Source organism: Clostridium sp. CM038, from assembly GCF_055081105.1.
Map to the genome: position 1 here is coordinate 333,317 of NZ_CM143651.1, position 12,314 is coordinate 345,630.

The 12,314-nt window shown below is 30.8% G+C and carries 10 protein-coding genes; 8 read left to right on the forward strand and 2 right to left on the reverse strand.

The window, feature by feature from the left end:
* The first annotated feature begins 52 nt into the window (after positions 1-52).
* The 4 genes from guaA (at position 53) to ACWJKS_RS01500 (ending at position 4,963) form a co-directional block, all read left to right on the forward strand.
* A complete protein-coding gene (guaA, locus tag ACWJKS_RS01485) occupies positions 53-1,582 on the forward strand; it encodes a glutamine-hydrolyzing GMP synthase (protein WP_216302343.1) in 1,530 nt (509 codons plus the stop codon).
* A 336-nt stretch (positions 1,583-1,918) separates the two neighbouring features.
* Positions 1,919-2,359: a hypothetical protein gene (locus ACWJKS_RS01490; protein ID WP_462958821.1), complete on the forward strand. Its 441-nt coding sequence runs from the start codon at positions 1,919-1,921 to the stop codon at positions 2,357-2,359.
* A 290-nt stretch (positions 2,360-2,649) separates the two neighbouring features.
* Positions 2,650-3,360, forward strand: coding sequence for an ABC transporter ATP-binding protein (locus tag ACWJKS_RS01495; protein ID WP_165412561.1), 711 nt, complete (start codon positions 2,650-2,652; stop codon positions 3,358-3,360).
* Complete coding sequence (locus ACWJKS_RS01500) at positions 3,353-4,963, forward strand: hypothetical protein (protein ID WP_462960279.1); 1,611 nt, start codon at positions 3,353-3,355, stop codon at positions 4,961-4,963. Before ACWJKS_RS01495 ends, ACWJKS_RS01500 begins: the two co-directional genes overlap by 8 nt.
* A gap of 172 nt (positions 4,964-5,135) precedes the next feature.
* Here ACWJKS_RS01500 and ACWJKS_RS01505 read toward each other — a convergent pair whose 3' ends face one another.
* Together ACWJKS_RS01505 and ACWJKS_RS01510 are read right to left on the reverse strand one after the other, a co-directional pair.
* A complete protein-coding gene (locus ACWJKS_RS01505; protein ID WP_165412559.1) occupies positions 5,136-5,327 on the reverse strand; it encodes a hypothetical protein in 192 nt (63 codons plus the stop codon).
* Between the two features lie 298 nt (positions 5,328-5,625).
* Complete coding sequence (locus ACWJKS_RS01510; protein ID WP_216302289.1) at positions 5,626-6,906, reverse strand: glycoside hydrolase family 18 protein; 1,281 nt, start codon at positions 6,904-6,906, stop codon at positions 5,626-5,628.
* Positions 6,907-7,292: 386 nt separating this feature from the next.
* Here ACWJKS_RS01510 and ACWJKS_RS01515 point away from each other — a divergent pair, with 386 nt between their 5' ends.
* The 4 genes from ACWJKS_RS01515 (at position 7,293) to ACWJKS_RS01530 (ending at position 12,285) form a co-directional block, all read left to right on the forward strand.
* On the forward strand, positions 7,293-8,642 hold the full coding sequence (locus ACWJKS_RS01515) for a glucose-6-phosphate isomerase (RefSeq protein ID WP_216302288.1): 1,350 nt from the start codon (positions 7,293-7,295) through the stop codon (positions 8,640-8,642).
* A 17-nt stretch (positions 8,643-8,659) separates the two neighbouring features.
* Complete coding sequence (locus ACWJKS_RS01520; protein ID WP_216302287.1) at positions 8,660-9,097, forward strand: YaiI/YqxD family protein; 438 nt, start codon at positions 8,660-8,662, stop codon at positions 9,095-9,097.
* 333 nt (positions 9,098-9,430) lie between these two features.
* Positions 9,431-11,437 carry a triple tyrosine motif-containing protein gene (locus ACWJKS_RS01525; protein ID WP_220287495.1) on the forward strand — a complete coding sequence of 669 codons (2,007 nt, stop codon included), beginning with the start codon at positions 9,431-9,433 and terminating at the stop codon, positions 11,435-11,437.
* 131 nt (positions 11,438-11,568) lie between these two features.
* Positions 11,569-12,285, forward strand: a complete 717-nt coding sequence (locus tag ACWJKS_RS01530) for a pseudouridine synthase (protein WP_462953268.1) — start codon at positions 11,569-11,571, stop codon at positions 12,283-12,285.
* Positions 12,286-12,314: the final 29 nt, after the last annotated feature.

Consider the following 12,314-nt stretch of genomic DNA (forward strand, 5'->3'; position numbering starts at 1 on the left):
TATATATAAATAGCTAAGTATAAAGCTTAAGTGTACAGGAGGAAAAACATTGATTAATAGAGAATTAATTTTAGTTGTTGACTTTGGTGGTCAATATAATCAACTTATTGCAAGAAGAGTTAGAGAGAATAATGTTTATTGCGAAATAATACCATATACATCTTCTGCCGAAAAAATAAAAAACATGAATCCAAAAGGAATAATATTCACCGGCGGACCCAATAGTGTATATGCAAAAGGTGCTCCAAAGGTTGAAAAAGAAATATTCGAACTAGGTATTCCTATTTTGGGAATATGTTATGGTGCTCAACTAATGGCTCGAGTATTTGGTGGAGAAGTTATAACACCTGATGTTCGAGAATACGGAAAAGTAGAAGTTGACCTATGCAAAGATGCTACTATTTTTGCAGGAATAGAAAAGAATCAATGCTGGATGAGTCATACAGACCATATTTCTAAAGTACCAGAAGGATTTGATATAATTGCAACTACTAAAGATTGTCCAGTAGCTGCTATGGCGAGTGTTTCTAAAAAACTCTATGGAGTTCAATTTCACCCAGAAGTAAAACATACTCTTTTTGGTGAAGAAATGATTAGAAAGTTCCTATATGATGTTTGCGAGGTTAAAGGCGATTGGTCAATGTCATCTTTTGCGCAGGAAAAAATCAAGGCTATAAAAGAACTAGTTGGAGATAAAAAAGTACTTTGTGCTCTTTCAGGAGGCGTAGATTCTTCAGTTGCAGCAGTGCTTGTACATAAAGCAATAGGAGATCAGTTAACTTGTGTATTTGTAGATCACGGCCTTTTAAGAAAAGATGAAGGCGATCAAGTTGAAACAATATTCAAAGGCGAATTTAAAATGAACATAATAAGGGTTAATGCTCAAGAGAGATTCTTAGGTAAGCTTAAAGGTGTAAGTGATCCAGAGAAAAAGAGAAAGATAATTGGAGAAGAATTTATAAGAGTTTTTGAAGAGGAGTCTAATAAACTCGGACAATTAGATTTCCTTGTTCAAGGAACAATATATCCAGATGTAGTTGAAAGTGGTACTGCTACTTCAGCTACTATAAAAAGTCATCATAATGTTGGCGGACTTCCAGAAGATATGCACTTTAAACTAATAGAGCCTTTAAGAGAATTATTTAAAGATGAAGTTAGAGCAGTGGGAGAAGAGATTGGAATTCCTCATTACTTAGTGTGGAGACAACCATTCCCAGGACCAGGTCTCGCTATAAGAGTACTTGGAGAAATAACACCTGAAAAATTATTTATAACTAGCGAAGCAGACGCAATATTCAGAGATGAAGTGGCTAAAGCTGGACTTGAAAGTGAAATATGGCAATACTTTGCATGTCTACCAAACATCCAATCTGTTGGAGTTATGGGAGACGAACGAACATACTGCCATACGGTTGCCCTAAGAGCTGTAACTAGTTCAGATGGAATGACTTCAGATTGGGCTAGAATACCATATGAAGTGTTAGATATAGTTTCTAGAAGAATTGTTAATGAAGTTAAAGGAGTAAACAGAATTGTTTATGATGTAACTTCTAAGCCACCTTCAACTATTGAGTGGGAATAGGTATGAACGTTGTTATACCTATATATATTAATGAAATAAGTTAATTAAAGGTGTTTATGAAACATACTATTAAATTAGTATTTCATAAACACCTTTTTTTATGTTTTTCAATAGAAGTATGGGATATAAGTTTACAACAAGAAAAATATTGTAGCTCCGTAGGAAATGATTTAATTGATATATAGTAAGGTAATTATAAAACATAATATATATCAAATTGTGGCATAATAATTTTATAAATATTAGAGAGCAATAGCAAAATGTAATATATCACCAAAATGAGTTAATAAGAAATTATTCGAAAAGTAAATAGATAAGAAAAGGGTGTGAAAAAAAATGAATAAATTAGAAACATTAATAGATGCAGGATATAAAATAGAAATTCAATCAAATGCTAAGTTTTGTTTGATTTTGCAGGATACAATCCCTTGTGTGAGTTTTAATGCGGATAATGTAGAGGAAGCTATTGATTCAGCTTATTACTTTGTAAAAGAGCTGAAAACAGGGGCAGATAAAACTGAAATCGAAACAGAAACACAAACACAAACATCAAAGCAAACAAAGGATCATAAAACTATAATTGATATACCGCAACCACAAGAATTAAAAATTGATGAAGATATACTTAATGGAGAATTTAAGATGACGACTACTATTAGATTATATTCAGAAGTTTGGGGGGAGTTTAAAGATTTTGCAGAGACATATAAAGAGTATAAAAGTATGGATTTAGTTAGCATGGCACTTCTAGAATATATTGAGAAATACAAAGAATAATTATCCTATAATTAGTAATTAGTAATTAGCATATAAAGTGGTTTGGCTTAGGCTGAACCTTTTTTTATTTTAAATTAGGGAATTAGAGAAAGGGAGAATTATTATGGTTAATAAGACAATTATTACTATATTTATTGGCATAACTGGTGTAACATAAGAGATAAAGATAAAGTGTTTTTACCATTTTATCAGTGTGATGACTCTAGAAGTAAAAAGGCAAGTACTGGTGTTGGCCTAGGGCTGAGCATTGTTAATTTGGTAATAGAGAAAAATGAGGGTGGTAGAATAAAATGAAATTAGTACTTAAAGATATAGAAAAGAGTTATGGAGAAAAACAGGTGTTAAAAAAAGCATCATTTACATTTGAAAAAGGAAGAATATATGGACTTTTAGGAAGAAATGGAGCAGGTAAAACAACCCTTTTTAATTGCATAAGTGGGGAAACTAAATATGAGGATGGTAGCGTGAGTATAGTAGAAGATGGACAAGCATCAGTGGAAATAGATTATAGTAAGGTAGGATATGTTTTTTCAGATCCAGTGATACCAGAGTTTTTAACTGGATATGAGTTCTTAAAATTTTATATTGATATTAATAAGGAGAAAATTGAAAATTTGCTTACAATAGATGAGTATTTTGATATTATAAAAATTAAGGATGAAGACAGATATAGGTTGATGAAGGGATATTCCCATGGAATGAAAAACAAAATGCAAATGGTTTGTCTTTTAATAACTAGACCTGCTGTAATTTTGCTAGATGAGCCCTTAACCTCTTTTGATGTAGTGGTGGCTCTAGAAATTAAAAATTTGTTAAAGAAAATGAAAAGTGAGCACATTATTATTTTTTCTACTCATATTCTTCAGCTGGCTACAGATTTATGTGATGAAATATTGGTTTTAAATAATTGTATTTTAGAAGAAGTGGATAGTGAGGTTCTAAAGAGTCCTGAATTTGAAGAGAAAATCATGGAGATTTTAAAGGAGGGAGGAAATGATTAGTACATTTATAAATAGTTTTAAGGTATCTTTTGCAGAGCAGGCTAATACTTTTATATATTTTCTTAAAAGGATACCAATTTTGGGTAAAAAAATTCCTGAAAATTTGTATAAAAGAACCCATGCTAAACTGGTTATAGGGGTTATACGTGAAATTTTAGGAGTGCTAGGTGGGTTTATAGGAAAAACTATATATTTAGGTGTAATGATTATTTTGCCATCCTATTTAATGACTAAGGATATAGCAAAGTTACAACCTTATTTTTTACATATTCTTTTCTTTTTAAGCTTTATTTTGGGACCAGTTATGAAAAATGTAATTTTTGATAAAACCAACAAAGCGGCCTTTAATATGATAACACTAATGAGAGCTGACGCAAGAGAATACTATCTTGGAGAAATAGTATATAAAAATATAACAGACTTTATATACTTTGTTCTTCCAGTAATAATTATAGGTTTAATAATAGGATTTTCACCATTAAAAGCTATGGTGCTTGTAGCGGAAATAATAGCATTTAGATTGATAGAAGAAGGGCTACAGCTTTTTATATATGATAAGACAGAAATAATACAAAAACATAAAGATTTATTTATGTCACTAGTAATCATAGGAGGACTTGTCCTTGCCTATGCACTACCTTTATTAAGAGTTACTATTGATTTTAATTTAATATTATTAAATGCTTTAGTGGCGATTATTGTATTAATTCTAGGCGTGGCAGCTTTTATATACTTATGGAAATTTAAGAAATATACTTTAATAGCAAAAGATTTATTAAATAAGGATAGTTTATTTGATGTAGAGGCTATTAGAAATCAAGCGACTTTTTCAACTGTGAAATTGGATGAAAAGAGAATGAGTAAGGAAGAATTAAATACAAAAAAATATGACCAAAAGAAGGGCTATGAATATTTAAACTCATTATTTTTTCTTCGTTTTAGAAGAATAATGGTAAAACCTGTAAAGGAAAGAGTCGTCTTTATAGGTTTTATATTTTTAATTACCATGTACTTTGTGATTTTTATGCCGAGTAAAAGGGTGGATATAGTGAACATAATTAAAAAAAGCATTCCCCCATTGGTATTTATAATGTACAGCATGTCAACGGGAGAAAGAATTTGCAAGGCTATGTTTTTTAATTGTGATGCAAGCCTATTAAGACAAGGCTATTACCGAGAGGCAAGTGTGATTTTATCCAACTTCACTTCAAGACTTAAGAGGGTAGTTATTCTTAACCTGATACCGGCTTTAACTTTATGTTCTGCTATAATTTGTATTATATTAGCTAGTGGTTATAGCTCCCAGCTTATTGGAATGATACCACTATTTTTGTGTATTATTTGTTTAGCTTGTTTCTTCTCAATACATCATTTGTTCATGTACTATGTATTGCAGCCTTATACAGCAGGGTTAACAGTGAAAAGTCCCTTATTTAAATTCGTAAACATGGTTATGTATATCGGTAGCTATACGTGTCTTCAAATTAAGACGACTTCATATTATTTCACAGCAGGGATTATTATAACAACTATTGTATATATGGTAGTTGCGTTGATTTTAACATATAGAGTAGCGCCAAGAACTTTTAAGTTAAAATGGTGATAATATAAGCAAAATCGCTGGGCGAATAAATATATTACTGAATTCTTAAAAACATGCACACTTTATGGATAAATTGCATATAATACAATTAGTTTATTTAATAAAATAGGGATACCAGAGGACACAACAGATTAAGAATTAGTAGTAAAAAATAGATAGTACGCATAACTATCTATTTTGTTTTTTTATCATCCTTATGAACTTCGATACCAAATTCTGTTTCGGACTGATCAGGTAGTTTGGTACGCGCTTTTATATTAAAACTTATTCTATCTTTTGAAAAAAATACTACTGCGGAAGTTATACCAAGAACAGCTATTGAGGTAATACAAAACAGCTTGAACATTTGGGTAATCTCCGACATTTAATTCTCACCTCCCTTAATTTTTATTCCTTAGGTATCCCATAAAATAGGGAGGTGATAAATCTGTTGTGAAAATACCAATTACATAAAATTGATGTAAATATATGGTATAGTTATAATATATACCTTTAATAATTTTAATTCAATATTTACTATAATACAATAAAATACAAAAAATGCACTCTTAAGTAAACAAAAAGGATATGTTGCGCAGAAAGCATCTTAGCAACATATCCTTTTGGTTATAGCATAATCAAAGAAAAACTCTTAATTCTTATTTGAAATAACAATCGCTTAACTAAATTACCTTTTTTACATCGAATAATGAATTTTGAACTAGAAAGGCTTGAGGGAAGTATTTCCCAATAGTCCAATAACTAACCCCGCCTAAATTATATGCATTAGCAGTCCTAAGTTTGACGTTCATACTCCTAGCATCTTCAAACCAAACTACATGTCTTTTGCCATTAGAATCGTAATAGTTAAAAAACGGTGCTTGAGCGGTATAGTCATATTGAATAGATGCAAATACCTTTCTCGCAAGATCAACTGCTTCTACATTACCGAGTACAGTTGCTTTAGTTCCTTTTACATAAGGTAAAGTCCAAACGTACCCATAATTAGGTATGCCCATAAAGATGTTTTTACTTGGAATTACGGTTACAGCATAATCAAGGATTTTTTTTACTTCATTAATTGGAGCCACCGCCATTGGTGGACCTGCAGTATAACCCCACTCATAAGTCATCAGTATAACATGGGAAGCTATGGCACCGTGAAATGGGTAATCATGCGCTTCATAAAGTAATCCTTTTATATCACCATTTGGCTTAGGGGCTAAAGCTGTAGTAACAATATAGCCTAAAGCCTTTAGTTTGATTACTGTTTTGCGTAAAAAATCATTATAGCTTTGTTTATCTTTTGGGAAAATATATTCTAGATCTATAGCTAAACCGTAATAATTTTTATTTTCCAAGATGCTGACTATGTTATCTAATAAAGTGTTTTGTATATTTTCATCTGTAAGTATAATATGGGCTAGGTCACTATCAAAACCACCACCCTCTTCTAAATTCGTAATTACCATCATAGGAGCTACTTTAGCTTTTCTAGCAGCAACTATTAAGGGGACATCATTTATTCCTTTTAGAGTTCCATTAGGCAGCACCTGATAACTGAATATACTAAGGTATGTGAGACTTGGAAGAGTCTTTGCGAGAACATCCATATCCGTAGTAGGAAGTGCATAGCCATTAACTTCAAGTGAGCCTAATTTTTGCGTTGATGGTGGTATAATAATAATTTCACTAGGATAAATTAGTATAGAATTTTTAAGGTTAGGATTTGCAGCATATAAATCTGAAATAGTTACACCATACATTCTAGCTATCATGTAAAGTGATTGACCAGGAAGAATTTTGTGTTTTCTTGTGACTTGAAGTATTACAAGCGTTTGGCCTACCACAAGTTCATCTGGGTTTGCAAGTTCATTATCAGAAGCAATTTTATTAGATGGAACTCCATATAATTTAGAAATTATATATAAGGTTTCACCACTTTTTACAACATGAATAATCAAAAAAAATCACACCTCTTATAGTAATATAATTTAATATATGCTATACAATACAAGGGAGTACTTACTATATTTTTATGGTGAATAAAGTCACGGTCAATTATTTGGAAAAGTCACTAGAATAAATGAAGCATTCACAGATAATACTATAGCTATCATGTATAGGCGACTCCAATTTTAGGGACTTTTATATTTAAGTTTAATTTTTAAAGTTTTAATAAATAAAAATAACAAAATTTGTTATAAATACAAAATTTTATTAAAAAACTTGATTTATTTAAATGAATAAACTAAAATTATAGTATATTGTTTTAGCGAGGCAATGCAATGCGATGAGCAAAATAATCAATGATTGTTTTGCTTCAAGATATAAGCAAGGAGGAATATTAATGGCAAAAATTTTATCATTAGATTTAAGCAAAACAATTCCATATTTAGGTGAACATGAAGTTTCTTATTTACAGCCAATGGTATCTGCTGCACACAAAATGCTTGCAGATAAAACAGGTGCGGGGAATGAATTTTTAGGATGGATGGACCTTCCTTTAAATTATGATAAATCAGAATTTAAAAGAATTAAACAGGCAGCAGAAAAGATAAAAAATAATTCTGAAGTCTTAATAGTAATTGGAATAGGTGGTTCTTACCTAGGAGCTAGAGCGGCTATAGAAACGTTGAGTCATAGTTTTTATAACAGTCTTTCAAGCGATAAGAGAAAGGCGCCAGCAATATTCTTTGCAGGTAATAATATAAGTTCTACATATATGGCAGATTTAATTGATGCTGTAGAAGGAAAAGATATTTCTATAAATGTAATATCAAAATCAGGAACTACTACAGAACCAGCTATTGCTTTTAGAATATTAAAAGGATTATTAGAAAAGAAGTACGGAAAAGAAGGAGCTAAAGAAAGAATTTTTGCTACTACAGATATTTCTAAAGGAGCTCTAAAAAAATCAGCAGATGCAGAAGGCTATGAAACTTTTGTGATTCCGGATGATATAGGAGGAAGATTCTCAGTGTTAACAGCTGTAGGTTTACTTCCAATAGCAGTAGCGGGCATTGACATTGATGAAATGATGAAGGGTGCAGCGGATGCAAGAGAAGCATACAGTGTAGAGGATTTAAACAATAACGATTGTTATAAATATGCAGCAGCTAGAAATGCACTATATAGAAAAGGCAAGGTTACAGAAATTTTAGTTAACTATGAGCCATCACTTCAATATTTTGGTGAGTGGTGGAAACAACTTTGTGGGGAAAGTGAAGGAAAAGACCAAAAGGGAATATTCCCAGCATCAGTTAATTTCTCTACAGATTTGCATTCTATGGGACAGTATATTCAAGAGGGTGTAAGAAATATATTTGAAACAGTTATTAATGTAGAAAAGCCAAGGAAAGAAGTTGTAGTAGAAAAGGAAAGTGAAGATCTAGATGGATTGAACTTTTTAGCAGGTAAAACTATGGATTTTGTTAATAGAAAAGCTTTCCAAGGAACAGTACTTGCTCATAATGATGGGGGTGTACCTAACATTATTTTAAATGTGCCAGCATTAACAGCGTATAATTTTGGACATATGGTTTATTTCTTTGAAAAGGCTTTAGCAATAAGCGGATATTTATTAGGTGTGAATCCTTTTGATCAACCAGGAGTTGAAGCATATAAGAAAAATATGTTTGCTCTTCTTGGAAAATCAGGATATGAAGAAACCAAAGCAGCACTCGAAAAAAGGCTTTAAAAAATGAGAAAAATCATATGAGAATTATTGTAGATGCAGATGGTTGCCCTGGTAAACAGCTAATAGAAAAGGCAGCTAAGGAAAACTCTATAGAGCTTATTATGTATTGTGATATTAATCATATTTTGAGTAGCGATTATGCCTCGATAAGGTATGTTGATAGTGGATTTCAAAGTGTTGATATGAAAGTAGCTAATGAGGCGAAATCTAATGACATAGTAATCACTCAAGATTTTGGGGTTGCTGCTATGGTTTTAGCTAAAGGTGCATATGCAATAGGCCCTAAAGGACATATATATGATGATGATAATATTGATAAATTATTATTTGAGAGGCATTTATCCGGCAAACTAAGACGGAGCGGAGGTAAAACCTTTGGTCCTAAAAAACGAACAAATGAAGATGATGAAAAGCTTTATAACAATTTAATTAAATTGATTCTAAAAACGCAATAATGCACTTAGAATATACGAAATAGTTAGTAATAAAAATTACTAGCTATTTTTATATTTTTGAAAAGAATAATCGCGAATTCAGTCATGAGATGAATTTTTGGGTGTAACGTTCAATTATAATGACGAATTTAATACATAAATAGCTATGAAATTTTAAATTTTATTATTTTATAATAAAACATTGAAAGTTTATGTCTATATATAAAAGAAAAAATATGGAATATACACTGTTACAAATAATGGAATTATAGTATAATATATTCAGTATAGAGATTGGTTTTTTAATAATATTTTTGTATTGTATAGCTTATTTATAAAGGTAGGTGAATTTAAATGAATGAAATGAATATATCGTTTAGCTTAGAAAACCCTGAAGAAAAATATAAAGAAATCGGAATAAGTGTTGAAAATATATTAGAGGATAATTTGAACTATAAATTTCTTGTAGGGATTGATGGAACATGGACTACTTTGAAGAAATTAAGTGGAGCCAGGGATGCTATATGGAAGCCACAGGCAGATGGTAAGTACTCCATAATGGTACAAGCTAAAAGAAAAGAAAGTAAGAAGCCCTTTGATTATATGTCAAAAACAGATTACCTGGTAGGCGAGGCTTACGAAAAGTTAATAAATGATATATACATAGATAAAATAGAAATAATGGCAGGTGAAAAAGTCACCTTAACAGTAGATGCCACAAAGATTCCTATTATGTATAGATATTGGGTACATGAAAGGGGGAATTGGCTACTTATAAAAGACTATTCATCAGAAAATATACTGACTTGGACTTCAAAATATTGTGGAGAGCAAGAGTTTTTGGTAGAATGCAGGAATTTAGATTCAAAAAATACATTTGATGACTCTATGAAAATACGATTTAATGTACAAGCCATACAATCAGTAGAAATTGTAAGTTTTAAATGTTTGACGGATGGTATGGTAGAAGGTGCGGAACTAGTTTTTGAGGTGGAGGCAAACTATGGGGATAACAGGATGGTTTTGTACAAATTTGTAAAAATTAATCCTAAGGGGAATACCAAATGCATACAAGATTATTCAACTAAGAAATTAGTTAGTTATGTTGAAGAAAACAAGGGTGATTATAAGCTACTATGTATGGCAAAGGATATGTATTCAATTCATGAATTTGATGATAGAGCATTGATTCATTATAGCGTTAAACCTTATGAAGAAATAAACATACATAGTTTCACTAGTGATTTAAGCTCACCGCAAGTATGTGGCACTCCTATAATTTTTAAGTGTATTGCTAGAGGTGGGAAAGAGTTATTATATAAATTCAAAATTGATGGAAAATGCATAGAGGATTCTGGTTACATTAGAGAAAATAATTTTTTTTGGATACCAAAAGAAGCGGGAGAATATAAAGCTTACTTATGGGTGAAGGATGCATCTTTTAAAGGAGAATATGAGAAGAAAGGTTCTTTAGATTTTCTAATTGACGATATAGGTAATGAAAATGTGGTTATTGATGATATAATTTTGGATAATAAAGAGACAGTACTAATAGGCCAAATAGTTCATGTAAAAGTCAAAGCAACAGGAGGAAATTCTTTAAGATATAGTTTTATAATTTCTAAAGATGATAAAGAGATAGAAAAAATACAATTTGGAACACGTGATTTTCTAGAGTTTACGCCAGAGGAGAGTGGAAAGTTCAAACTGGAGGTAAGAGTAAAAGATAAATATTCCAAAAGGAAATTTGATTGTCACGAAGTTCTATGTATTCAAGCTTTAGAATGCATTCCAGCTAAAATAGACTATGTATTAATGCCAACAAGAGAATACTTTATGGTTGGAGATACTATTTCTCTCCAAGTTATATCTGAAAATACAAAAAATACTCTTGTGAATTACGTTTTGAAAATAGATGGTCATTTAGTAGAACAAACAAATTTTGTGGAACATAAAAATTATGAGATTAAACCTAAATGTAGTGGAAACTATTTAATAGAACTTCTAGCAAAGAATAAATTGAGCACAAATGCATATGATAGTAAGAAGGAAATAAGAATAGAAATACATGAGACGCTACCTGTAAGAGATACAAAGATTCTATGTGATAAGGCAAATTTTATGGCTAATGAAACAATAACATTTGTAGCACAAAGTAAGGGTGGCAAGAATGTTGAATATGAGGTCTATCTCATGGAAAAAGGAGACTGGAGTTTGGTACAAAAATTTAGCAGGAAAAATGATTACATCTTTATGCCTTTTACTAAAGGGATTTACAGAATACTAGTATTATCAAAAAGTTCTTATAAGAGTATTTCATATGAAGATTATGATATAATGGAGATTGAAGTAAAAGAATAACTTTAAAACAGCTTTTAAAGGCTGTTTTTTTTATGAGTAAAAGATTTAATGTTAAGCTTCGAAGAAGATGAATAGTACCGTAGGTGATAATTTACCTGAAGTTTTAGAAATAGTTAAGGAGATGAATAGATATGGAAAGAATAGACAAAATATTATCAAATTTAGGCCATGGAACAAGAAAAGAAGTGAAGGCGTTGTTAAAAAAAGGGAAAATAGAGGTCGATGGAGTAATAGTTTCTGATAATACAATGAAAATTGATCCGGATAAGGCTGTAATAAAGGTAGCTGGTGAAGAAATAACATATAGAAAATACATATATATAGTCATGAATAAGCCAGCTGGGGTAGTTTCTGCTACAGTAGATAAGTATGATGAAACTGTTATTGATTTAATAGATCAAGAATACCATGCTTTTAATCCATTTCCTATAGGAAGATTGGATAAAGACACAGTAGGGTTATTGCTAATCACTAATGATGGTGAATTAAATCATAAATTGATAGCACCTAAGAATCATGTAGATAAGGCGTATTATGCCGAGATTAATAAATTTGTAGATCAAAAGGATATAGACACCTTTAAGAAAGGTGTTGTATTAGATGATGGTTATAAATGCATGCCGGCCATATTAAAAGTATTAAATGCGAATGAAAATGGATCTGAGGTAATGATTACTATTCAAGAAGGCAAATTTCATCAGGTAAAAAGAATGTTCGAAAGTGTTGATAAAAATGTTGCATTTTTAAGAAGAATTAGTTTTGGACCATTAAAATTAGATGAAAATTTATCTGAAGGACAATATCGAGAATTGTCGGAAGAAGAGTTGGATTTATTAAAACAGATTTAATTTAGTTAATAATATTATTTTTTATGAAA

What these genes read in the sequence shown, in the direction of transcription:
- ACWJKS_RS01520 (WP_216302287.1), top strand. Translation starts at nt 8,660, where the DNA reads ATGAGAATTATTGTAGATGCAGATGGTTGCCCTGGTAAACAGCTAATA.
- ACWJKS_RS01525 (WP_220287495.1), top strand. Translation starts at nt 9,431, where the DNA reads ATGAATGAAATGAATATATCGTTTAGCTTAGAAAACCCTGAAGAAAAA.
- ACWJKS_RS01530 (WP_462953268.1), top strand. Translation starts at nt 11,569, where the DNA reads ATGGAAAGAATAGACAAAATATTATCAAATTTAGGCCATGGAACAAGA.
- ACWJKS_RS01490 (WP_462958821.1), top strand. Translation starts at nt 1,919, where the DNA reads ATGAATAAATTAGAAACATTAATAGATGCAGGATATAAAATAGAAATT.
- ACWJKS_RS01505 (WP_165412559.1), bottom strand. Translation starts at nt 5,327, where the DNA reads ATGTCGGAGATTACCCAAATGTTCAAGCTGTTTTGTATTACCTCAATA.
- ACWJKS_RS01500 (WP_462960279.1), top strand. Translation starts at nt 3,353, where the DNA reads ATGATTAGTACATTTATAAATAGTTTTAAGGTATCTTTTGCAGAGCAG.
- ACWJKS_RS01495 (WP_165412561.1), top strand. Translation starts at nt 2,650, where the DNA reads ATGAAATTAGTACTTAAAGATATAGAAAAGAGTTATGGAGAAAAACAG.
- ACWJKS_RS01515 (WP_216302288.1), top strand. Translation starts at nt 7,293, where the DNA reads ATGGCAAAAATTTTATCATTAGATTTAAGCAAAACAATTCCATATTTA.